Origin of the sequence: Maribacter sp. IgM3_T14_3 (genome assembly GCF_049603095.1) — a bacterium.
Taxonomy (GTDB): domain Bacteria; phylum Bacteroidota; class Bacteroidia; order Flavobacteriales; family Flavobacteriaceae; genus Maribacter.
On record NZ_CP187138.1, the window covers coordinates 3,842,757 to 3,866,986 of the forward strand.

Annotated in this window: 17 protein-coding genes; 9 read left to right on the forward strand and 8 right to left on the reverse strand. The window is 34.9% G+C overall.

Annotation, left to right across the window (positions count from 1 at the left end):
- Position 1: 1 nt before the first annotated feature.
- From ACPF9A_RS17125 to tsaD, 6 genes are all read right to left on the reverse strand, one after another.
- Complete coding sequence (locus ACPF9A_RS17125) at positions 2-3,172, reverse strand: SusC/RagA family TonB-linked outer membrane protein (RefSeq protein ID WP_423998770.1); 3,171 nt, start codon at positions 3,170-3,172, stop codon at positions 2-4.
- A 396-nt stretch (positions 3,173-3,568) separates the two neighbouring features.
- The gene (locus ACPF9A_RS17130; RefSeq protein ID WP_423998772.1) at positions 3,569-4,759 is read right to left on the reverse strand and encodes a THUMP-like domain-containing protein; all 1,191 of its coding nucleotides are present in this window, start codon (positions 4,757-4,759) and stop codon (positions 3,569-3,571) included.
- A 6-nt stretch (positions 4,760-4,765) separates the two neighbouring features.
- Positions 4,766-5,866 (reverse strand): AI-2E family transporter, encoded by a 1,101-nt coding sequence (locus ACPF9A_RS17135; RefSeq protein ID WP_423998774.1) that lies wholly within the window; start codon positions 5,864-5,866, stop codon positions 4,766-4,768.
- A gap of 3 nt (positions 5,867-5,869) precedes the next feature.
- Positions 5,870-6,520, reverse strand: coding sequence for a DUF4159 domain-containing protein (locus tag ACPF9A_RS17140; RefSeq protein WP_423998776.1), 651 nt, complete (start codon positions 6,518-6,520; stop codon positions 5,870-5,872).
- Between the two features lie 57 nt (positions 6,521-6,577).
- Complete coding sequence (locus ACPF9A_RS17145) at positions 6,578-7,285, reverse strand: 16S rRNA (uracil(1498)-N(3))-methyltransferase (RefSeq protein WP_423998778.1); 708 nt, start codon at positions 7,283-7,285, stop codon at positions 6,578-6,580.
- A 17-nt stretch (positions 7,286-7,302) separates the two neighbouring features.
- A complete protein-coding gene (gene tsaD, locus ACPF9A_RS17150) occupies positions 7,303-8,331 on the reverse strand; it encodes a tRNA (adenosine(37)-N6)-threonylcarbamoyltransferase complex transferase subunit TsaD (protein WP_423998780.1) in 1,029 nt (342 codons plus the stop codon).
- A gap of 65 nt (positions 8,332-8,396) precedes the next feature.
- Here tsaD and ACPF9A_RS17155 point away from each other — a divergent pair, with 65 nt between their 5' ends.
- From ACPF9A_RS17155 to ACPF9A_RS17170, 4 genes are all read left to right on the forward strand, one after another.
- A complete protein-coding gene (locus tag ACPF9A_RS17155; protein WP_423998782.1) occupies positions 8,397-12,848 on the forward strand; it encodes a translocation/assembly module TamB domain-containing protein in 4,452 nt (1,483 codons plus the stop codon).
- A 159-nt stretch (positions 12,849-13,007) separates the two neighbouring features.
- Positions 13,008-13,994 carry a 6-phosphofructokinase gene (pfkA, locus tag ACPF9A_RS17160; RefSeq protein WP_423998784.1) on the forward strand — a complete coding sequence of 329 codons (987 nt, stop codon included), beginning with the start codon at positions 13,008-13,010 and terminating at the stop codon, positions 13,992-13,994.
- 23 nt (positions 13,995-14,017) lie between these two features.
- Positions 14,018-15,019 (forward strand): type I glyceraldehyde-3-phosphate dehydrogenase, encoded by a 1,002-nt coding sequence (gene gap / locus ACPF9A_RS17165; protein ID WP_423998786.1) that lies wholly within the window; start codon positions 14,018-14,020, stop codon positions 15,017-15,019.
- Positions 15,020-15,106: 87 nt separating this feature from the next.
- Complete coding sequence (locus ACPF9A_RS17170) at positions 15,107-15,958, forward strand: N-acetylglucosamine kinase (protein ID WP_423998788.1); 852 nt, start codon at positions 15,107-15,109, stop codon at positions 15,956-15,958.
- A gap of 4 nt (positions 15,959-15,962) precedes the next feature.
- Here ACPF9A_RS17170 and ACPF9A_RS17175 read toward each other — a convergent pair whose 3' ends face one another.
- On the reverse strand, positions 15,963-16,343 hold the full coding sequence (locus tag ACPF9A_RS17175) for a RidA family protein (protein WP_423998790.1): 381 nt from the start codon (positions 16,341-16,343) through the stop codon (positions 15,963-15,965).
- 19 nt (positions 16,344-16,362) lie between these two features.
- On the reverse strand, positions 16,363-19,053 hold the full coding sequence (locus ACPF9A_RS17180; protein WP_424004511.1) for a putative LPS assembly protein LptD: 2,691 nt from the start codon (positions 19,051-19,053) through the stop codon (positions 16,363-16,365).
- Positions 19,054-19,232: 179 nt separating this feature from the next.
- On the opposite strand from ACPF9A_RS17180, the gene ACPF9A_RS17185 reads away from it, so the two are divergent.
- The 5 genes from ACPF9A_RS17185 to ACPF9A_RS17205 are packed head-to-tail and all read left to right on the forward strand — an operon-like array spanning position 19,233 to position 24,180.
- Positions 19,233-20,525 carry an N-acetylmuramoyl-L-alanine amidase family protein gene (locus ACPF9A_RS17185; protein ID WP_423998792.1) on the forward strand — a complete coding sequence of 431 codons (1,293 nt, stop codon included), beginning with the start codon at positions 19,233-19,235 and terminating at the stop codon, positions 20,523-20,525.
- Positions 20,526-20,572: 47 nt separating this feature from the next.
- Positions 20,573-21,538 (forward strand): MlaD family protein, encoded by a 966-nt coding sequence (locus ACPF9A_RS17190; protein ID WP_423998794.1) that lies wholly within the window; start codon positions 20,573-20,575, stop codon positions 21,536-21,538.
- A 15-nt stretch (positions 21,539-21,553) separates the two neighbouring features.
- The gene (locus ACPF9A_RS17195; RefSeq protein WP_423998796.1) at positions 21,554-22,879 is read left to right on the forward strand and encodes a 4Fe-4S dicluster domain-containing protein; all 1,326 of its coding nucleotides are present in this window, start codon (positions 21,554-21,556) and stop codon (positions 22,877-22,879) included.
- Positions 22,880-22,887: 8 nt separating this feature from the next.
- On the forward strand, positions 22,888-23,679 hold the full coding sequence (locus tag ACPF9A_RS17200; RefSeq protein ID WP_423998798.1) for a (Fe-S)-binding protein: 792 nt from the start codon (positions 22,888-22,890) through the stop codon (positions 23,677-23,679).
- A gap of 18 nt (positions 23,680-23,697) precedes the next feature.
- Positions 23,698-24,180, forward strand: coding sequence for an ABC transporter ATPase (locus ACPF9A_RS17205; protein ID WP_423998800.1), 483 nt, complete (start codon positions 23,698-23,700; stop codon positions 24,178-24,180).
- The last annotated feature ends 50 nt before the right edge of the window (positions 24,181-24,230 follow it).

Consider the following 24,230-nt stretch of genomic DNA (forward strand, 5'->3'; position numbering starts at 1 on the left):
TTTACAATTTTAAATTAAATCCAAGTGTAAATATTTTAGATTGAGGAACAACCTGGCTATCTACACCTAATGTTAAGTTATTACCAGTTACTGAAGAGATGATTTCTGGATCAAAACCTTCATAACCTGTAATAGTAAGGATGTTTGTACCTTGTATATAAACTCTGAATGAGTCTAATCCAATTTTATCAGCTATCTTATCAGGGAACGCATAACCTAATTGAATGTTTTTAAGACGTAAGTAAGAGCCATCTTCAACAAAGTATGAATTTGGTTGTGTTTCACTATTTTGAATTGAGTTACTTAATGCAGGCAAGGTAGCATTAGTGTTTGTAGGCGTCCAAGAATCTAAAACTCTTACACTACGGTTACCATCTACGAAAGTTGGGAAATCTGTAAAGATTTTAGTGTAGTTGTAAATATCGTTTCCTTGAGAACCTTGTAAGAATAATGAAAGATCAAATGCTTTGTACCCTAAATTAAAGTTTGCGCCATACGTAAAATCTGGGTGAGGAGAACCGATGAAAGTTCTGTCATCATCATCAATTACAGTATCACCGTTTACATCTCTGTATTCAAATCTACCTTCATCGGTAAAACCGATTACTTCTCTACCAAAGAAAGAAGAAATAGGTTGTCCAACTTGAGTTCTGGAAACAGCACCTCCACGGAAGCTGTCATCACCAGTTTGGAATTCACTGATCCAATCAGTTACTTCATTCTTGTATTTAGAAAAGTTTACATCAAAACCATATTTCCATCCAGATGTAGTTTCATCTTTATAACGTAGCGTAATATCAAAACCAGTATTTGTAACATTACCTGCATTTACATAAGGTGCGCCTGCATCGATAGCTGTTGTGCTTATTAAACTATTATCTTGAACAATTAAATCTTTAGTTTTAATGTTGAACCATTCAAAGTCTAAGTTCAATTTATCATTAAAAAAGCCTAGTTCAATACCTGCATTAATCGCTTCACTAGTTTCCCATCTTAAATTTGGGTTACCAACAGAAGATAATATTGCGCCTGTTGCTATAGTGCTTCCATCAAGAGCGTAATTACCAAAACCTTCGCTAAGGCTAGAAATGTTGATAGTAGGGTTACTAGCAGGTAACGATTGGTTACCCAATTGACCCCATGACCCTTTTAGTTTGAACCAGCTTAATGCAGCATCAGAAGAAATAAAATCTTCTTTACTAACTACCCAAGCACCACTAATTGAAGGGAAAGTGTCACTTTTATTATCTCCAGCAAAACGAGAAGATGTATCATTACGTAAAGTACCCGTAATAAAATATTTGTCAGCATAAGAATACGTCGCAGATCCAAATAAAGAATACAAGCTTGTAGCTGCGTCGAATGCATTGTCAATGTTAGGGGTACCGCTACCATTGTTCAATAAGTAGAAGTCTGGTGTTTCAAATAAGAATCCATTTCTACTTACTTGCTTGCCTTTAATACCGTCTTTTACGGACTCAATACCTGCTAAAGCATCAATTTTACTATTGTTGAACGTTTTTTTGTAGTTCAATGTATTTGTAAAGGTCCAAGAATACCCATCTTGGTTAAGTTCAGTTAAGGTATTGGTACCTAAAGGCTCACTAAATTCTGGATCTAATGCTTGAAAACTACGAGTATTGAATGAATTGATTGTACCACCGAAATTGGTTTTAAAAGTAAGACCTTCCATAATCTCAGCTGAGGCATAAACATCACCTAAAATTCTAATCGTTTTATTAAAGTTATCACTTGCTCTACCTAATTGTGCTAATGGGCTTCTTGAGTTACCAGTACCTTGGGCACCAGTACCTGCAAAATTACCGTTATCATCGTATAGTGGTATTAACGGGCTACTTCTAACAGCTTCTTCATATCTAGCTCCAGCTCCACCTTGGTTTCCATTAGAATAGGCAGCACTAAAGTGCTGACCAACACGAACTTTATCCCCAAGTTTAAATTCAGAGTTTAATCGAATTTGACCTATTTTGTAAAAGGTGTTTACAAGATTACTTGGATTGTTTAAGAAATTTGCAGAAAGATTGTATTTACTATTCTCTTCACCGTTTGCTACAGAAAAGGCAACACTTTGAATAATTGAAGTTCTTGTAATTGCATCGATCCAATCTGTACCATTAGGGTTAACCGTTGCAGAAGCTGGGCCTCTAACAATTGGATCATAAGAAACTACTCTAGTGTAACCGTTTAAGGATGAAGGAACAACTGCAGAGGAACCATTACCATATTGTGGATGGTCAAAAGCAGTACCGTCGTTAGCAGAACTTTGAAATAATACATCACCTAATTGTTGTGCATTTAAAAACTCAGGAGTGTTAGCTATAGTAGAAACACCTGTATATGTATCAACAGAAACAATTGGCTTATCCATATTGTAACCACCACCTTTAGTTGTAATAATTACTACTCCGTTAGATGCTCTTGCACCATAAATAGCAGCAGCACCATCTTTTAAAACGTTCATTTGGTCGATGTCGTTCGGGTTAATACTATTCAAAACAAATGGGTCATCGGTTTGTAGACCATCTATAATAAACAATGGGTTGGTATTGTTACTTGTACCAAAACCACGAATGTTAATTTTTGGAGGGCTACCTGGTGTTGCGTTTTGTACTACTGTAACACCACTTACACGACCTTGTAATGCTGAGGCAGCGTTTACAACTGGTGCTTTTGTTGCTTCAGATACATCTACAGATGCCACAGAACCTGTTAAGTCACCTCTTGTTGCTGTTGAATACCCTAATACAATAACTTCATCTAGAGCTGCAGCATCTTCAGCTAATGTTGCGTTAACGGTAGATTGACCATTTACTGCGATTTGTGTGCTTTTAAATCCTATATAGCTAAATACTAATGTAGCACCATCAGATACATTTAAGCTATAGTTACCATCAAAATCTGTCTGTGTACCATTAGTAGTACCTTTCTCTACGACATTGGCTCCAGGTAATGGTTGGCCAGTGTCATCAAGAACGGTTCCTGTAATGGTAGATTGAAGTGTTTTTACTTCAACTTCGTTTGAAGTACTTGTGTTTTCATTTGCCTGGGCCAGTTGGGCTCCTAAGCAAACAAGCATTGATAAAACTCCAGTCTTAATAAAGGAAGACCTTTTTTTGGATTTCATCAACGTGTAATCACGTTTTTGACTCATAATTGTTGTTGTTTGTTAGTTTAATTAAATTGTGTAGAAATTGACCTTTTTTAAATTTTGTTGAAGTTGTTAAATGTTAAAAAAATCAAAATCTGGTATAATAATAGCAATTTTACTTCAATTTCCGATATTTCACTTATTAAATTTTATGAGCAACATAAAACCATTTGAGCCTATTGTTATTGTAATAATCTGTATTAATAGGCGTAATTATTAAGGTATCAGCAATTTAGCACTTGTGAAATTTGGAATTTAACACGTTAAATTTTTAACATATTAAATTCATTATGTAGATAAAAATTACGTCAAATGGTAATATACAACGTTGTAGTTTTGCAATCATAGCTATTTTCAATTTGAGTTAAATGCTATGAATTTGAAGCTGATTTTTGTCTTCTAATGATCTTGAAAGATCTGTAAACACGAAATTATGACTAAATTTTCCTCAAAATCCGTGGTGCAAAAAAGATAGATTTCTCCGCCATCTTTAATTCCCAATTTTTTTCTGATTTTGAGGACCGAATCTGGGAAGTTTCTTGTGGTAATATTTGCTTTAGTGATGCCCTCTTTTTTCAATGATTTTTTAGAATAATCATGAACGCCCTCTAACTTGAATATTCGACCAGGAAAAGTAATTAATTGATCTGAGGTATATAAATGAGAATTGGAGTGTAGTTTTCTAAGATCGAAATGCTCGCCTAATAATTTAAACGCTCCAGATTTTAATAGTGCTGCATTTGGTTCGTAAATATAATTAAGCGGCTTAGAATAATGCGATGCACTATTCTGTTCTCTGCTTAAATGAAATTCAAATTCTTGGATGGAATCTGTTTTGTAATTAACTGTTTTAATCAATGGTTCATTTTTATAATCTTTCTCAATCAACCAAAGAATTTCTTTTACATCATTATTTACTGCCACAACATGTATTTCTTTTACATGCGACAATTCTTTCAATCCGCTTTTAAGGTCTAGTAACGGACCTGTTTTGATTAATATATTGGATGATTTCTCTAATAAAAGTTTCATGTTAATAATAACATTGGGCTCGCAATCAGATAAATAATAAACTTTTTTATTATCCTTATCTCTTCTTGATGGGTCAATGTAAATCCATTCAATAGGGGTATTAGCTTCTTTAAGGTATTTTAATCCATCAACTGCAATACATTCTATATTGAAAGCCTTGAGTTGTTTAAAATTATGATGTGCAATTTTTGATAACTCCTCATTTCTATCCAAATGGATGACATGGTTCATTTTCTTGCTAAAAGCAAAAGAATCTACACCGAACCCAGCGGTTAGGTCTACAATAATATTGCCGTTCACTAACGTGGCTTTATAGTTCGCCGTAATCTCTGAAGAGGTTTGTGAAAGATTTAATTTGTTAGGGTAGTAAATATTATCTGATCCAAACCAAGTAGATAATTTTGTTTTTGCTTTAAATTTCGATTCTATTTGTTCGACCAATTCTTTTGAAGAAACCTCAAGAAATTTTGACTTAGACAAAAGTATTTTTTGAATATCACTACTTAGATTATCATTGATAAACTGCTGTACTTCGCTAGCTAGTATTTCAGAATTCACGAATGCTTAGAGATTATGGGTCAAAGATTTTACAATTTGATTGTCAGAAAGAAACTCTTTCAGAATGACCTTAATAGCAGTATAACCAGGTACGGCAACTATCATGCCTACGGTGCCGAATAATAATCCTGCAATAATAATTACCAAGAAAATCTCTAACGGGTGAGATTTTACACTATTAGAAAATATAAATGGTTGAGAGAAAAAGTTGTCTACTAGTTGACCTATTAATAACCCTAAAAATACATATCCTGTTTTTGGTAGTATTACCTCACTAAAATCTGAACCTAAACTACTTGTCATGGTCAATGTGATCATAATTACGCCGCCAATTATGGGACCTAAATAAGGTATAATGTTGAATAAGGCACAAAGAAATGCTATAACTACTGCATTTTCAATACCTACTATAAGTAAAACTATAGTGTAAATTACGAATAGAATAAATATTTGAAGTAGCAGGCCAACAAAGTATCTTGATAATAGTCCATTGATTTTGCCAATAGAATTTGTGGTTCCTTTCTTTTTATCTACAGGAATAAATATCAATAAACCATGTTCGAACAATTTGCTGTCCTTCAAAAAGAAAAAGGAAATGAAAAGAACCGAAAATAGTCCAATACTTGCAGTGCTCAATACATCTAGGAAGGAATTTAAAAAGTTAGGAATAAACCCAATATCTAAACCCTGTAGTATGTTCTTCTCTAACCCGGCATCGTCAATGACATCTTCTACTATATGTGAAGAAAGACCGAGGTAATTGGTAATTTGATGGTACAATGTATTTAAGCTTGTTTGTAAATCATCAATATTAAGTAAAGATAAATTTTTGCCTTGCTCTGATAATAAAGGAATGAATAAGGCAACAATACCGACCAATAAACCAACCATTAAGAGCATGGTTATGATTACGGCAAGTATATTAGGTAGTTTAAGACGCAATCTAAAAAAACGTACCAAAGGGCTACCAATTAACGCGACAACTGCAGCAATGGCCAAATAGGCGATTACAGATTGTATGGCGTAAAGAAAATAGAGTAAAAGTGCTATACCTACTATAGCACCTATGGCTCTTAATATACCTTGCGAAATGGTTTTTGAGGTCATTGTTTAATTTTTAAAAACATAAGTTATAATATTGGCTCCCATTTGTAAAGCTTTTTCTCTAACTTCTGCGGTGTCATTATGCACAGTAGGGTCCTCCCAACCATCACCTAAATCAGATTCTGAAGTAAATAGCAAGACTATTCTATTTTTATGAAAAATGGCAAATGCCTGAGGTCGCTGTCCGTCATGTTCGTGTATTTTTGGTAAACCCTTCGGAAAAGAATACGCATTTGAAAAAATAGGATGATCAGCACCTAGTTCTTCCAATGCTGTATCTGGGAAAAGTCTTTTTATCTCTCGGCTTATATATGGTTTCATGCCATAATTATCATCAATATGTAAAAAACCACCTGACAATAAATAATTTCTTAAGTTCTCTAGTTCCTCATCTGAAAAAACCACATTACCATGCCCTGTCATATGTAAAAATGGATATTGATATATTGAGCTGCTGCCAACTTCAACTGTTTCTGGCTTATTATTTAGGGCCGTATCAATGTTATTGTTGCAGTACTTAATTAAGTTGGGTAGGGCAGTGGGGTTGGCATACCAATCGCCACCACCTTGATATTTTAAGATGGCTATTTCTTGAGCGTTGACAGACACACTAGAAACGAATATAAAAAAGAGGTAAGTAGAAAGGATTATTTTCATATTCAAATCTACAAAAATCGGTTGTGAAAAATGAAGGTATATTTTTTACGGTTATAATTATCCGTTATTGATAGAGGCTACAATAGTACAGGCTACAATTGCGGCTGTTTCGGTTCTTAATCTCGTTTTACCCATAGCAACCGGTGCATAGCCATTATCCATTGCCTTTTTAATTTCTTCTGGAGAAAAATCACCTTCAGGACCAATTAATATGGTAATATCTTGATCAGCTGCAACTCTTCTTTTTAGCTCGTGACGTTCACTCTCTTCGCAATGTGCAATAAACTGTAAGCCCGATACGGGTTGATCTAGAAATTCCTTTAAAGTTATTGGTTCGTTCAGTTTGGGTAAGAATGTCTGTAAAGATTGCTTCATTGCAGATTCTAAAACTCTGTACATACGGTCTAACTTTAGTACTTTACGTTCAGAGCGGTCACAAATTATAGGTGTAATTTCATCTACGCCTATTTCTGTAGCTTTTTCTAAAAACCACTCAAAACGATCATTCATTTTGGTAGGTGCAACCGCCATATGCAACCAATGCGATTTTGAATGTGTTTTTTTAGATGAGATAATCTCAACCGCACATTTTTTTATATTGTCATCAACTATTATAGCTTCGAATAAAATGCCTTCGCCATTGGTAATCCATAATTCGTCACCAATCTTCTTTCTTAGCACCTTAATAATATGCTTACTTTCATTGCTATCAAAAGTAAAAGCGGTGTCTTCAGTTTTTATATTCGGATTGTAAAAAAGTTGCATTTATACTTTTGTTTGAATTAAGATATTACATATCTAGCTTTTGCCGTTACATCTTGCTGAGAGAATTGCTCGTTTTTATATTTATAGTATCCAACAATACCTATCATGGCGGCATTATCGGTACAATATTCAAATTTGGGTATATAGGTTTTCCACCCGTATTTGGTTTGTGCTTCGACCAAAACTTTTCGAATACCTGAATTTGCTGACACTCCGCCGCCAATAGCAATTTCTTTTATACCAGTTTGCTTTACGGCCTTTTTCAGCTTTTTCATCAATATGGTAATTATAGTATATTGTATTGATGCGCAGATGTCCTCTAAGTTGTTTTTAATAAAATCAGGATTCTCTTTCGTTTGTTTCTGTATGAAATAGAGTATGTTCGTTTTTAATCCGCTGAAACTAAAGTCTAAATTTTTTACATTGGGTATGGTAAATTCAAATTTATGCGGATCACCTGTTGCAGCATATTTATCAATTAAAGGTCCGCCAGGGTAGGGTAGTCCTAAAATTTTGGCACTCTTATCAAATGCTTCCCCTACGGCATCATCTAAAGTTTGTCCAATGATTTTCATATCAAAGTAATCATTCACTTGAACAATCTGCGTATGACCGCCACTTATAGTCAGCGCTAAAAACGGAAATGAAGGTGCTTTCATAGTTTCCTCATCAATAAAATGAGCTAAAATATGGGCTTTCATGTGGTTAACTTCGATAAGTGGAATTTGTAAACCTAACGATAAAGATTTTGCAAATGAGGTACCTACAAGTAAAGATCCCATTAGTCCAGGTCCGCGTGTAAATGCTATGGCTGATAATTGTTTTTTATCGATATTTGCTTTGGCTATGGCCTGATGAACAACGGGTACAATATTTTGTTGATGCGCTCTTGATGCAAGTTCAGGTACAACCCCACCATATTCGTTATGAATAGCCTGGGTTGCCACAACATTACTGAGCACTTTATCGTTCATTAAAACTGCCGCAGAAGTGTCATCGCAAGAAGATTCTATTGCAAGTATATAAATTGTTTCGTGATCCAACATATTTGGAATAAAATTTGAATAACAAAGGTAAAACATAAAGACCTATCAAAAAACTGAGAAAAATATTGGTTAGAACATTATTGGTGCTTTTGCTGATATGTGTTTTGGGTACCATCATTTTTTCATTGCCAGTGGTTCAGACCTTACTGGCACAGTTTGCTACGAAAAAAATTAACAAACAATATGGCACTCACATAAACATAGAACGCCTAAAAATTTCACTAATTTCTTGGAATACATCTCTTGAAGGAGTTTTTATAGAAGATTATAAACAAGACACTTTATTTTATGTTAATGAACTAAAAACATCAATTTTAAGTATAAATAATTTAGCGCAGGGTATATTAGAGTTTGGCGACATTTCTGTCGATGAGCTAAATTTTAATCTTAAAACCTATTTCGGCGAAAGGAATACGAATCTTGAGGTTTTTGTAGATAAGCTTGATGATGGTAAGCCGAGGGAGCCAGGCACGCCGCCTTTTAGGTTGTCTTCGTCTCATATTGACATCTTAAAAAGCAAGTTTAAATACATTGACGAAAATTTAGAGAATACGACCGTTTTAAATTTTGATAGCCTTAATATTAGTGCTGGCGATTTTTTAATTCTCGGGCCCGAGGTTTCTACCGATATTCAAGAAATGTCTTTCTATAGTAATAGGGGTTTAAAAGTAGATAGGTTGGCCACCAATTTTAAGTACACGAAGCAGCAAATGCGCTTCGATTCTTTGAAAATAAAAACGCCACTTTCTGCTATAGATGGTAATTTGGTATTTAATTATAACCGCGAAGATTTTGCCGACTTCTTGAATAAAGTAAATGTTGTAGCAGAATTTAAAGAGTCTAAAGTGGCTTTTGATGAAATCAACTTGCTGTACAATGAATTTGGCAAGGGAAAAGAAGTGACTTTTAATGCGAATGTCAACGGAGTTCTAAATGATTTGAATACCGATAATCTATTCTTATTCTCTGATGATACGGGTATTCGCGGCGACTTTAATTTTAAAAATTTATTCAGTAAGCAAAAACCATTTAGCTTAAATGCTCAAATGAAGAATGTAACGAGCAGTTACTATCAATTAAATGCCTTATTGCCTAATTTAATTGGTAATTCGTTACCGTCAACCTTTAGTAAATTAGGGCAATTTACCATTAGAGGTAATGCTTTTATTACCAATTCTTCTATAGATACTAAGGTCAATTTAAATACTGCCGTGGGTAGTAGTTATGTTGATATTGTTTTAAGTAATTTTAATAACATCGATAATGCAACCTATAAAGGGTTTATCTCTTTGATCGATTTTGATTTGGGTGATTTTGCTGAAAATAAAAATTTAGGGAAAACAACGTTAGATTTTAATGTGGAGGGTAAAGGTTTCGTAAAAGAGAAATTGAATACCGAGGTTATCGGGCAGATATATTCTATTGAATTTAATAATTATAATTATCAAGATTTAAGGGTTTCGGGTGTAATTAAAGACCAATTATTCGATGGGTCATTGGTAAGTAATGACGAAAACTTGAAATTTGATTTTAAAGGTCTTGCGAATGTAGCAGAAACTAGAAATAATTTCAACTTTATTGCATCTGTTGACTACGCCGATCTAAAAAAATTAAATTTTATAAATGATAGTGTTTCTGTATTTAAAGGAAATGTTAATATGGATATTACCGGTACCACATTAGATAATATCATCGGTGATATCAATTTTACCCAAACAAGCTATCAAAATGTAAATGACACGTATTATTTTGAAGATTTTGAGGTGACCTCAAGTTTCGATGAAGATCAGGATCGAACCATAAATATAAATTCCCCAGATATTATTACCGGCTTTATGAAGGGTAATTTTAAAGTTCGAGAATTGGGTAAGCTTGTGCAAAACTCATTAGGTAGTATTTATACAAACTATAGACCTTTTCAAATTTCTGACGGACAGAATCTTTCTTTCAATTTTAAAATTTATAATAAAATTGTAGATGTATTTTTCCCAGAGGTGCGTTTCGATCCCAACACTTTTATAAAAGGTAATATTGTTGCAGATGAAGGCGATTTTAAATTAAATTTTGTGTCGCCAAGTATAGAAGCTTTTGGTACCGCTGCCGAAAATATAGAAGTCAGAATTGATAATAAGAATCCGCTATTCAATACATTCGTTTCTGTAGGTGAGCTAGATACACCTTATTATAATTTTAAAGATTTTAATCTGATCAATACCACATTAAAAGACACGCTTTTTTTTAGGTCTGAGTTTAAAGGTGGTAGTGATTTTAACGATTCTTACAACCTGAATTTTTACCACACATTTAATAAGGACAATAAATCTGTTATTGGTCTTAAAACATCCGATGTAAATTTTAAAGGTAACAAATGGGTGTTGAACAAAGATGGTGACTCTAAAAATAAGGTCATCTTAAATAGAGCGCTTGATAGTATTACAATTCAAGAAATTGTAATGAACAATGAAGAGAAAGAACAAATTAGGTTAAAAGGGCAGCTGGCAGATTCTACATACAAAGATCTTCAGCTTCAATTCAAAATAGTATCCTTAGATAAGATTACCCCGGTTATTGACAGTCTTAAATTGCAAGGCGAGGTTAATGGTACCTTAAACGTATTACAGAAAGACGGTATCTATTTACCATCGTCAAATCTGAATATCGATAATTTCGGAATAAATGATATCCCTCTTGGTGACCTGGTGATCAATATTATTGGTAATAAAGATTTATCTGAGTTTCAAGTCAATTCTCAATTATCAGATAATAAAGTCGAAAAATTCAGTGTCGTAGGTAGTATTGATAATAAAGGTGATGTACCGAAAGCAAATCTTATTGCCAACTTTAATAATTTCGGATTAGAACCTTTTAGTCCCTTAGGTGAAGGTGTGATCGATAATATACGTGGCGATATCGATGGTAGGGTAAAGATTGAAGGCAATGTGGATAACCCCATTTTCAACGGACTATTAACTTTAGACAATGCTGGTATTGCTGTACCTTATTTAAATGTTGATTATAGCTTTGCCCCGCAATCAAGAGTGTTGCTTAAAGATCAGACTTTTGATTTTGATAATATAGCCTTAGAAGATGTTGCAAAAGGTACCAGGGCAAATTTAGATGGTACCATTACCCATAGTTTCTTTAAAGATTGGGTGTTAGATTTAAATGTCGATACTAAAAATGACAGATTTTTAATTCTAAATACCGAATTTAAAGAAGGTGATCTATATTACGGTATAGGATATTTAAATGGAACAGGGCGAATTTTCGGACCTACAACTGCACTCAATATCACCGTAGACGGGGCTACGGCAAAAGGTACTTCGTTGAAGATTCCTTTAAGCGACGTAGCTAGTGTAGGCGACTATTCGTTCATCAATTTTATAGAGAAAAACGATAAAAAAAGATTAGAAAGTCAGCGTCAATTAAAAGATTATCAGGGGCTAGAGCTAGAATTTAACTTGGATGTTACGCCTGACGCCGAGATTGAAATTGTTACAGATACCAAAACAGGTAGCTCTTTAAAAGGTACGGGAGTTGGTATTGTTTTGATACAGATCAATACCAATGGTAAGTTTGAAATGTATGGTGATTATGTTGTAGTGACTGGGGAGTTTAATTATAAATTCGGTGGTATAATCGATAAGAAATTTAATGTGGAACCTGGTGGAACCATCAACTGGGATCAAAAACCATTGGAGGCTATTTTAAGTATGGAGGCAGTTTATTCATTGAATGCCAACCCTGCACCTTTACTTGATGATGCCGGATTTACACGTAGAATACCCACAGACGTTATTATCAGTTTAACTGGGCAACTTCAAAAGCCAGATATAGATTTCGGTATCGATTTTCCGGGTACAAGCTCTATTGTAAAGTCTGAATTAGAATATCGTTTACAGGATCCAACGGTAGAAGAGAAGAATGCCATATTTTTATTGGCACAGGGGACATTCGTTAATTCTCAAAGTGGTATTAATCAGCAAGCCATAACAGGTAACTTGGTGCAAAGTGCCTCAAGTATTTTAAACTCCATTTTAAGTGGTGGTAATGATAAATTTAACTTGGGGCTAAGTTATGAGCAAGGTATTTTAGATCGATCATCAGATATAGAAACCGATGATCGCATTGGTGTAACGGTATCTACTCAGATATCCGATAGAATATTATTTAATGGCAAGGTAGGTGTGCCGGTCGGTGCATCTAGTGAAACATTGGTAGCAGGTGATTTTGAGATACAGGTATTATTAAATGAACAAGGTACATTAAGTGCCAATTTTTTTAGTAGACAGAGCGAAATACAGGCTTATTTGTCTGATCAGCAAGGTTCGACCCAAGGGGCTGGTTTATCTTATGAGGTAGACTTTAATAATTTTAAAGAACTTTTTCAGAAAATTCTGGCTACTAAGCCGCTTAAGAAGGAAGAACCTGTAAAAAAAGCCGAAACCCCATCTTCCGTCATGGGTAATGATAGCTTAATTCGTTTTTACGATAAGCCAAAATCATTAAATCGGTAAGCAATCAAATGCATTATTGTAATTAAATAACAAATTTTAAGAATAAGACTGGTAATATGCTATTGCGAAATCCTTTTCGTTGATTTTTTCTTAAAATGCGACTGATCTCTATTCTCTTTTTGCATAAGATTTCTTACTTTCGTTGGCTTAAATTGTTCAATGTCTTCAGAAATAAAAAAAATAGCGGTACTGACTTCAGGGGGTGATTCTCCGGGTATGAATGCTGCCATAAGATCAGTGGTTCGTACTTGTGCCTACTTGAAGGTAGATTGTGTTGGAATCTATAGAGGGTATCAAGGTATGATAGAGGGTGATTTTAAATCTATGGATGCCCGTAGTGTAAACAATATCATTAATAAAGGTGGTACAATACTTAAGTCTGCCCGTTGCGATGATTTTAGAACCCCAGAAGGTAGAAAATTAGCGCACGAGAATTTACTTAAAGCAGGTATAGATGCATTTGTAGTTATTGGAGGTGACGGTAGTTTTACAGGTGCCATGATTTTTAATAGAGAATACAATTTCCCTGTTATTGGTATACCTGGTACTATAGATAACGATATTTTCGGTACAACATTTACATTAGGTTTTGACACCGCCTTAAATACGGTGGTAGAATGTATTGATAAAATTAGAGATACGGCCAGTTCGCATAACAGACTTTTCTTCGTTGAAGTAATGGGGAGAGATGTTGGGCATATTGCCTTGAATGCAGGCGTAGGTGCTGGTGCAGAAGAAATTCTAATTCCTGAAGAGAATTTAGGTTTAGATAGATTGCTTGAATCTTTAAAGAGAAGCAAGGAATCTGGTAAGTCTTCTAGTATCGTAATAGTAGCTGAAGGTGATAAGTCTGGTAAAAATGTATTCGAATTAAAAGAATATGTAGAAGAACATTTGCCAATTTATGATGTTCGTGTCTCTGTATTAGGGCATATGCAAAGAGGTGGTGCGCCATCTTGTTATGATCGCGTACTAGCTAGTAGAATGGGTGTAAAGGCTGTGGAAGCTTTGTTAGAGGGTAAAACGAACCTAATGGTTGGTATACAAGATAATAAGTTGACATTGACGCCTATTAACAAGGCGATTAAGGGGCATACGAAAATTGATAAGGAACTTATTAGAGTTTCAGAAATAATGACTACATAATATTAAAAATAAAAATAGAGAAAATGTCAAATTTGAAAATAGGAATAAACGGATTCGGTAGAATAGGTAGATTGGTCTTCAGAACAACTGTAAAACGTGGTGATGTTGATGTAGTTGCTATCAACGATTTATTAGATGTTGAGCACTTAGCTTATTTGTTGAAGTATGATTCGGTTCACGGAAAATTCGACGGTACTGTTGAAGTAAAAGATGGTCACTTAATTGTAAACGGTAAAACTGTACGTATTACTGCAGAGAGAGATCCTAAGAATTGTAAGTGGGATGAAGTAGGTGCTGATACCGTTGCTGAATGTACTGGTATTTTTACAACTTTAGAAACTGCTCAATATCATATTGATGGTGGTACTAAAAAAGTTGTAATTTCTGCTCCTTCTAAAGATGCTCCAATGTTCGTTGTAGGTGTAAACCACAAAGATGTTAAAGCAACTGATACTATAGTTTCTAATGCGTCTTGTACTACAAACTGTTTAGCGCCTTTAGCTAAAGTTGTTAATGATAACTTCGGTATCGAAGAAGCTTTAATGACTACCGTTCATGCAACTACTGCAACACAAATGACTGTTGATGGTCCTTCTAGAAAAGACTGGAGAGGTGGTAGAAGTGCATTGTTAAATATTATACCAGCATCTACAGGTGCTGCTGTAGCGGTAACGAAGGTAATACCAGCATTGAAAGGAAAACTTACTGGTATGGCTTTTAGAGTGCCAACTGCCGATGTTTCTGTTGTAGATTTAACAGTGAAAGTTAAAAAAGCAACTTCTTTAGAAGAGATTAAAAAAGCTTTTAAAGCAGCTTCTGAAGGTGAATTAAAAGGTGTTTTAGGTTATACGGAAGAAAACGTTGTTTCTCAAGATTTTATTGGTGATCCTAGAACTAGCATTTTTGATGCTGGTGCTTGTATCGAATTAAACTCTACTTTCTTCAAGTTAATATCTTGGTATGATAACGAAGCTGGTTTTTCCAATAAAATGGTAGATTTAATGCAACACGTTAATACTTTATAACCTTCATTTTAGTATAACAAAGATATATCCTGAAAATGAGGCCATTTTTCCTTATTTTCAGGTTTATTTTTTAAAGACATTAGGCATATGATTTTAATAGTAGATAGTGGTGCAACCAAGTCAGATTGGATTGCCTTAGACGAAAATGGTGAACAACTTTTTTTTACTCAAACTCTAGGTCTTAGTCCAGAGGTGTTAACTAAAGATGTTATTGAAGATCGTTTGGCCAATAATTTCGAACTTTCTAAAAACCGTGATAATGTTTCGCATCTTTATTTTTATGGAGCAGGTTGTGGAACCGATCGCATGAAATTGTTCTTGAAGAATATTTTCAAAGATTTTTTCCCGAATGCCAAGGCGGATGTTAAAGAAGATACCTATGCTGCCATATTTGCAACAACAAAAGTGGGGCAACAAGGTATCGTTTGCATTTTGGGTACAGGTTCTAATTGTAGTTACTACGATGGTAATCAGTTGTTTCAAAAAGTAACCTCATTAGGGTATATACCTATGGATGATGGTAGCGGAAATTTCTTTGGGCGTAAATTAATACGTGACTACTATTTTCATAAAATGCCTGCAGATCTGGCGCATAAATTTGCTGTTTCCCATGATTTGGATGCCGATGTTATAAAAGAGAATTTGTACAAGCAGCCCAACCCGAATACATATTTAGCGACCTTTGCTCGTTTTTTAATCGAGAACAAAGATCACCCGTATTCTAAAGGAGTAATTGATAAAGGCTTTCAACAATTTATTAATAACTACGTTATGCAATTTGAATTGGCGACAAAGGTGCCAATTAATTTTGTTGGTAGTATTGCACATTATCTAAGAGATGAATTAACTTCAGTACTACTTAGAAATGACTTAATCGTTGGTGTTATTAGACAAAGGCCTATTGAAGGTTTAGTCGATTTTCACCGATCTAATATGTAAAATCTTATTTTACGGCAATCATAGAGATTTCAACATTTACAAACTTAGGTAAATTTGCAACTTCTACGGTTTCTCTGGCCGGTGCGGTTTCCGCATTAAAATAAGAAGCATAAACTTCGTTTACTTCAGTGAACTGTTTCATGTCACTAAGAAAAATAGACGACTTCACAACATGTTCAAAGGTCATTCCAGCTTCGGTTAAAATGGCCTTTAAATTTTCCATAGACTGCTTAGTTTCTAATTTGATGTCTCCAGAAACCAATTCTCCATTTTTAGGATTCAAAGGAATTTGACCAGAAATATATAAAGTTCCGTTGCTTAAAATTGCTTGATTGTATGGTCCTATAGGTGCAGGAGCATTTTCGGTATTGATAATTTTTTTCATGTTAGATAAAATTTAGGTGTTAGTTTTGGCTTCTATTCTCCCACTTAAGGTCTTTAAGTATCGAAGAGTCTATACCGATAAAGAAATACCATCTTTTATAGGTCCCGAAGGGAGTCCAGTTAAAGCGCATGGTAAAACTTTTTAAATCTCGTTGAAAGCGTAATTGAGTTAATGTGAAACCTTGATTTTTAAAATCGTAACCAGACGAGCCTCCGACAGACCATCTTGGGGCAAGTTCTATATCGCCCGAAAACATTAATGAGTGGCTGCTAAATTCATTCTGTCGTGCCGAATTACTATAGTTGGCAGAATATGCCAGTCTAAAATTCCAAGGTATTTTGGTACCGTAAATCGGGTTTTCGACATCTGAATTCTTTTCGTCTTTTCTAACTGGGTTAGAATTGAAATCATCGGCTCTACCAAAAAGATCATCATCTCTACCGCCACTTTGCGCTACATAATCGAATGGGTCATCATCTTGGTCTTCATCTCTATCCTTGTCATCTTTCTTACCAAACATTTCACTACTTATGGAGTATGATACGTTAGCATTTGCTCTGGTAAGTCTAAAAAGGCTTCCGCCATTATCGATATTAAAAGTATTTATTCTTGTTCCGTTGTTATCAATTGCATAAGGGTCTAAGCCAGCAGAGAAGTTAATCGACATTTTATTGTCGAGAATATTTGTACCTCCATTTATGCTTAATGGATTAAGTCGAAGTGAATCCGACTCAAAATTATATCCCGTAGAAATATTGAAGTTGCTTAGTAATGATATTTTTTTAGGTTCAATTTTGGTAGAATCCTTATCTCTTACCTTTGCTTCTAATGTATTAGCTAATGAAAAGCTTAAGCTGTTAGATTTACCTAAAGATGGTGCGCCATTCAGTGTCCCTGTAAATCGGCTATACTGAACTTCAACGCCATCTTCACCAAGATACTCATCATAAAACTGTTCAAAGGATGGTGCGTAACCATAGCTTAATGATGGTCTTACGGTATGTCTAATTGCCTGTATTTTTTTGTCCTCACCTAAATTAAAAGTACCGTAAAGGGTTGTACCTACACTCGCACTAAAGTTGTAGGTGTTATAGCGATCAAATCCGCTAACGGTATCTATTACGACTTCTTCTAGTTCATTGTCATAACTTCTGTTGTAGGTTTCTAAAGACCAAACATCTTCATAATTACCACCAACACTTACACTAAAAAATTTAGCTACTTTAAAGTTTGTAGCTACTGGTATACTATGACTTGCTCCAATTCTTGCGTTATCGAACATTTTTGCGGTGAAAAAATCCTCGTCGTTAGTGGTTAATCTATTTTGAGCATTGACACTATACTGAAAATTGATATTATCTATAATTCCCTTTTTTATGCCGTCTTTTTTTACAAATGGATAAATACGTTCAACACTTGCTTGAAATGTAGGTAAGGTCATATTAATGTTGTCTTCATCGTCATCATCGTCGTCTGTCGCTGCCGTTGTTAGTTGTGAATGTGTAGCGGTTAAACTCATGTTCACTGAGGGGTAGTTAGGAAACGTTTTAGAATATGATATTGATGATGATAAAGTATTGTTTTGTGTATTTGGTAAGTTACTTTGCTGCAACGAATTTTGGTAATAATCGCTACTACCTAGGTTTACAGATGCTGAAAATCTAGAATTCGGACTCGATTTTGTATCCTGTGAATGTGAAAATTGAATATTGTAATTTCTAGAGAGACTGTAGTCGCTGAATCCTTTTTGGCTATTAACTTGATTTTCATACCTCAGGTTTACATTTCCTCGGTATTTATATCGCTTTGTATAAATTGATGCGGTCCTGAAGGCATAACTTCCATTCGTATAAAAATCTCCAGAAAGGGTGACATCTGCGTAATCACCCAGCGGAACGTAGTAACCCATATCTTGGAGAAAATACCCAGTATTAGGATCATTACCAAAAGAGGGCATTAATATACCCGCAGATCTACCCTGCGAAAGCGGAAAATATGCAAAAGGCATGGCAATGGGTGTTGGTACATCGGCAATATATAAATTACTGAAACCTGCAATTACCTTCTTTTTAGGTACAAACTTTGCCTTTCTTACTCGTATGTAATAATCTGGGTTTATCGTATCTGTTGATGTTGTTAATTTCCCTTCACTTAAAAAATAGACCGAGTCATTCTCTTTTTTGGTTATTTCGGCGTAAACCTTCATAGCATCGCTACCTAATGCCCCTGCCGCTGCTTGTTGCTCGGTTCTCGAATTCCAGATTAATGCCTTTTGAGTATCGAAATTGAAGCGAATAGAATCTGGTATTACAATGTTGTCACCCTGTTTAAAATAGGGTAGTTGCGTATAATTGCCCAAAGAATCTACCATTCTACCGGCATAAACTTCGTTCTTTATATAATCCATTATAATAACACCTGCTTTAAGTTCGGTATCTTGATAATAAATTTCTGCTTCGTTATAGAGGTAAATTTTATTTTCTTTTTGACTTAGCTTTACATAATCTTTTGCCTTATATTTTATCTTGTCAAGTAGTAAAGGCGGATTCTTGTTAACTGAGTCTGCGGCAATAGAATCATTTGCAATTGAGTCATTTACAGCGGTAGGTGGTAATAACGGCGCGATTATTGAATCTCTATCAACTTTAATAGTTAACGGTATAATTTTACCTTCTTGACCAATAGCAAAAAATGCACCGGCAAAAACCATGAATAGGAAAAGTAAGTATTGTTTGTTTGATTGCAAGGCTATATATCCTATTTTTGTAAAGGTTTAGCGGTCTAGTGAGCCGTTATTTAAGATGTCAAACTTACATATATTTTTTAATCCCTATGTAGGGTCTTACAATAAATTTAACCATTATAAGGGCGATATAATCCCCAACACATATGAAAACAAAATTCTTAAGCATTTCATTAGTTTTAACTTCAGCGTTATTACTTCTGTCTTTTACAGTGTCAGATGAAGAAATTAAATCAGATGACCCTTTTATTGTTGTTCTAGATGCAGGGCATGGTGGTCATGATCCTGGTAACTTGGGTAATGGTTATTTAGAGAAAAAAATAGCCTTGAGCATTGTACTAAAGGTGGGCGAAATTCTCTCGACCAATAAAGACATAAAAGTTATTTACACGCGAAAAGATGACACGTTTATTGATCTTTATGTTAGAGGCGAGGTTGCTAATAAAGCAAATGCAGATTTGTTTGTGTCTGTACATTGCGATTCTCATACCTCAGATGCACATGGGGCAGGTACGTTTGTATTGGGTCTTCATGCCAACAAGCAGAACTTTGAGATTGCGAAGAAAGAAAACTCGGTTATTTATTTAGAGGATAACTACGAGAATAGATATGCCGATTATGATATTAATTCTCCGGAATCTGTTATCGGATTAACTATTATGCAAGAAGAATTTTTAGATCAAAGTGTGGCTTTGGCCACTATGATTCAAGAGAATTTTTCTTCTAAATTAAAAAGAACGGATAGAAAGGTGAAGCAAGCAGGTTTTATAGTTCTGCACCAAACCTTTATGCCTAGTGTTTTGGTAGAAACCGGCTTCTTGACGAATAAAGATGAGGGTGCTTATTTAAATTCTACAAAAGGTCAAAATGATATGGGCGATGCTATCGCCAAAGCGATATTGCATTATAAAGAAGGCGTACAGCCAACTGTTCGCTCTGTAGCTACTACTGTAGAGAAAACTAAGGAGCCACCGGTAAAAGAGGTCGTTGTTGAAAAGGTTGAAGAAAAGAAAGAAGTTGTTATCGAGCCTGTTAAAGAAGTGGTTGCCGAAGTAGAAAAGCCAAAAGAAATTACTACTTCACCTAAAATTGAAGAGGTAAAAGAATTGGTAGAAGTACCAGCGGTAAAGATTAAAGAAGCAATTAACGAAAAAGAAGTTGCAGAATCTATTGTATTTAAAATTCAATTGATGGCTAGTAGTAAAAACGTAGCACTTAATTCTAGTAATTTTAAAGGGCTTTCAAATCTTTCTCAAGAACCGTTTAAAAACTTGTATCGTTATATGTATGGTGAAACCAGATCGTATAGAGAGGCAAAAATGATGCAGACCCAGGCTCAAGAAAAAGGGTATTCAAGTGCATATATTGTTGCTTATAAGCTAGGTGAGAGAATTCCGATTCAAGATGCGATTGACGAGGTTTCTAATTTAACACCCTAAAGTGTAAATATTATTCATAATTTTGAGAGTACTAAAAATATAATTGCTTGAAACTATCTAGAGAATTAAAAACAGGAATTATTGTTATTGGTGGCATATTACTGTTCATCATGGGATTCAGCTATTTAAAGTCAACCCCAATTTTTGATAACAGTAAAACATTTTACGCCGTCTACCCAAATGTGGGCGGGTTGCAATCTGGTACCAACGTTTCTATTAATGGCTTCGGTGTTGGTAAGGTAAACGATATTAAATTTTTAGATGAGAAAGGTAATTTGTTAGTGACCTTTACAGTAGGTAATGAATTCAAATTCTCTAAAAATAGTATCGTCGAATTATATGATACCGGTATTATAGGTGGTAAGGGACTTCAGATCAGAACCATTTTTGATAATGAGTTTGCAAAATCTGGCGATACATTACGTACAGAGACTAGACCGGGTATTACAGATTTGGCGCAGCAAAAACTAACTCCATTGGTGCGAAAAGTAGAATCGGCCATATCTGGTGCAGATTCTGTTTTGGTAAATGTTAACTCTGTTTTAGACGAAAAGACCAAAAGAGAATTGAAAGAAGTTATCGGAGGGTTAAATGTTTTGATTACTAACTTGAATACGAGTGCTACTCAAATTAATTCTGTTTTAGATGGTAATAAAGAAAAGCTGAATAGCTCATTCGAAAACTTTGAGCAGTTGACTGCTAATTTCGCAAAGCTTTCAGATTCTTTAAATTCTGCGGGACTTGGAAGAACTTTGGCGAGTCTAGAATCTACTATGGTCAGTTTAGATAAAGTGACCGAAAGAATTGAGAATGGCGATGGTTCACTTGGGTTACTTATGAACGACAAAGAATTGTATGGTAACTTAAATAATGCGTCTCGCGAGCTAGACTTATTATTACAAGATTTTCGTTTAAACCCAAAGAGGTATGTAAATGTTTCTGTTTTTGGTAAAAAGCAGAAAGATTATGAAGTACCTGAAGATGATCCAGCAGCAAATTCAATAGAGAAGTAAAGAAGATTAATTTATATGCAATATCTCCCTAATATTATTTTTATAATCCTGCTTATAGTGGGCATTGGTTTCTTTGTAAAGAATGTTTCAAGGTTGAAACGAAATATTTTTTTAGGTAAAGAAGCTTCGTTAACAGACAATAAGCCACAACGTTGGAAAAATATGGCTAAGATTGCTCTCGGGCAGTCAAAAATGGTCGTGCGACCTATTGCAGGTGCCTTACATATTATAGTTTATGTTGGTTTTGTTATCATTAACATCGAAGTTCTAGAAATTATTTTAGATGGTATTTTTGGTACACACAGAATGTTTGCGGTATTGGGACCTGTTTATGATTTTCTAATAGGATCGTTTGAAGTTCTGGCATTACTAGTTATAATAGCTGTTGTTGTATTCTGGATTAGAAGAAATGTCATAAAACTAAAAAGGTTCTTTAAGCCAGAAATGGAAGGATGGCCTAAAAAAGATGGTAACCTAATTCTTTATATAGAGCTTGTTTTAATGTTTTTGTTTTTGACCATGAACGGGGCAGATTACCAATTACAACAAATGGGTGCAGAGCATTATGCTGCTGCTGGGTCTTTCCCTATTAGTATTTTTATCGCTCCTTTATTTGAAGGGATGTCTATTTCTACATTAGTATTAATAGAACGTACAGCTTGGTGGATGCATATTGCGGGAATTTTATTTTTCCTGAATTACTTATACTACTCAAAACACCTTCATATACTTTTGGCTTTCCCAAATACCTATTATGGTAAATTGACACCAAAAGGACAATTTAGAAATTTACAGTCTGTTACAGATGAAGTTCGTATGATGATGGATCCAGATGCTGATCCTTATGCAGAACCGGCTGAAGATGCTGCTGTTCCAGATAAGTTCGGGGCATCAGACGTGCAAGATTTAAGTTGGGTACAATTGCTAAATGCATACACGTGTACAGAATGCGGTCGTTGCACTAGCGAATGTCCTGCTAATCAAACAGGTAAAAAATTATCTCCTCGTAAGATTATGATGGATACCCGTGATCGTTTAGAGGAAGTGGGTAAGAATATAGATGCAAATAATGGTGTGTTTAAAGATGATGGTAAGCAATTACTTAATGATTTTATTACGCCAGAAGAATTATGGGCATGTACATCTTGTAATGCTTGTGTTGAGGCTTGCCCAATAAGTATTGATCCTCTTTCTATTATTATGGATATGAGACAGTATTTGGTTATGGAAGAATCTGCTGCTCCTACAGATTTGAATAACATGATGGGTAATATTGAGAATAATGGAGCACCTTGGCCATTTAACCAAATGGACCGTTTAAATTGGAGTAAAGAATCTTAAAGATAGATATGGCAAGTGAATTAAAAGTGCCTACAATGGCAGAATTTTTTGCGTCGGGTACCGTACCTGAAGTTTTGTTTTGGGTAGGTTGTGCTGGTAGTTTTGATGATAGAGCAAAAAAAATAACGAAAGCCTTCGTAAAGATTTTGAACAAGGCAAACGTATCTTTTGCGGTACTTGGTACAGAAGAAAGTTGTACCGGTGATCCTGCAAAACGTGCGGGTAATGAGTTTTTGTTTCAGATGCAGGCAGTTACGAATATAGAGGTGATGAACGCTTATGAAATAAAAAAAATAGTAACGGCATGTCCGCATTGTTTTAATACGATAAAAAATGAATACCCAGGTTTAGGTGGTAATTATGAAGTAGTTCATCATACCCAATTTCTTAAAGATTTATTGACCGAAGGTAGAATTTCTATGGAAGGTGGTAACTTTAAGGGTAAGCGTATTACTTTTCATGACCCATGTTATTTAGGTAGAGCAAACGGCATATACGAGGCACCAAGAGATTTAATTCGAAAATTAGATGCCGAGCTAATTGAAATGAAAAGCTGTAAGCAAAGAGGTCTTTGTTGTGGTGCCGGTGGTGCCCAAATGTTCAAGGAACCTGAGAAAGGTGATAAGGATGTGAACATTGAACGTACAGAGCAGGCTTTAGAAACTAAACCCGAAATTATTGCAGCAGGTTGTCCTTTCTGTAATACGATGATGACCGATGGTGTAAAGAATAAAGAAAAAGAAGGTTCGGTACAGGTGATGGATATTGCTGAAATGATTGCAACGGCCGAGGACTTATAATAGTTAAAAAAATAAAATTTGCTAGTAGAATTTAATACGTTACCAGAGACTGCAAGAGTTTGGATTTATCAATGTAGCCGGTCTTTTTCTGAAAGTGAAATGGCTGAAATTGGGTCTGATTTAGATACTTTTTTAACATCGTGGACTGCACATGGTAATGATTTACAAGCTGGATACGAAATAAAATACAAACGATTTATTGTTATCTCCCTGGATCAAACTGATCAGGGTGCTACTGGATGTTCCATAGACGCTTCTGTTCGTTTTATACAGGCTCTAGAAAAGAAGTATGATGTACTTCTCTTAGATAAGATGAACGTTTCTTACAAACAAGGTGAATTTGTAGCATACAAAAGCTTGTTGGATTTTAAAGCCATGGCAAAGCAAAAAGCCGTTTCGAAGAATACCATTGTCTTCAATAACCTAGTCACTAATAAAGGCGAATATCTTGAACATTGGGAAGTACCAGCTTCAGAGAGTTGGCATGCTCGTTTCCTTTAACATAATTTCTTCTTAAGCATCAGATTTTATTGGGTTTTATCGATGAAATG

Bases quoted from the DNA above. Each gene is read 5' to 3' on its own strand.
- ACPF9A_RS17125 (WP_423998770.1), bottom strand. From the start codon at position 3,172: ATGAGTCAAAAACGTGATTACACGTTGATGAAATCCAAAAAAAGGTCT.
- ACPF9A_RS17135 (WP_423998774.1), bottom strand. From the start codon at position 5,866: ATGACCTCAAAAACCATTTCGCAAGGTATATTAAGAGCCATAGGTGCT.
- ACPF9A_RS17140 (WP_423998776.1), bottom strand. From the start codon at position 6,520: ATGAAAATAATCCTTTCTACTTACCTCTTTTTTATATTCGTTTCTAGT.
- ACPF9A_RS17145 (WP_423998778.1), bottom strand. From the start codon at position 7,285: ATGCAACTTTTTTACAATCCGAATATAAAAACTGAAGACACCGCTTTT.
- tsaD (WP_423998780.1), bottom strand. From the start codon at position 8,331: ATGTTGGATCACGAAACAATTTATATACTTGCAATAGAATCTTCTTGC.
- pfkA (WP_423998784.1), top strand. From the start codon at position 13,008: ATGTCTTCAGAAATAAAAAAAATAGCGGTACTGACTTCAGGGGGTGAT.
- gap (WP_423998786.1), top strand. From the start codon at position 14,018: ATGTCAAATTTGAAAATAGGAATAAACGGATTCGGTAGAATAGGTAGA.
- ACPF9A_RS17170 (WP_423998788.1), top strand. From the start codon at position 15,107: ATGATTTTAATAGTAGATAGTGGTGCAACCAAGTCAGATTGGATTGCC.
- ACPF9A_RS17175 (WP_423998790.1), bottom strand. From the start codon at position 16,343: ATGAAAAAAATTATCAATACCGAAAATGCTCCTGCACCTATAGGACCA.
- ACPF9A_RS17180 (WP_424004511.1), bottom strand. From the start codon at position 19,053: ATGGTTTTTGCCGGTGCATTTTTTGCTATTGGTCAAGAAGGTAAAATT.
- ACPF9A_RS17185 (WP_423998792.1), top strand. From the start codon at position 19,233: ATGAAAACAAAATTCTTAAGCATTTCATTAGTTTTAACTTCAGCGTTA.
- ACPF9A_RS17195 (WP_423998796.1), top strand. From the start codon at position 21,554: ATGCAATATCTCCCTAATATTATTTTTATAATCCTGCTTATAGTGGGC.
- ACPF9A_RS17200 (WP_423998798.1), top strand. From the start codon at position 22,888: ATGGCAAGTGAATTAAAAGTGCCTACAATGGCAGAATTTTTTGCGTCG.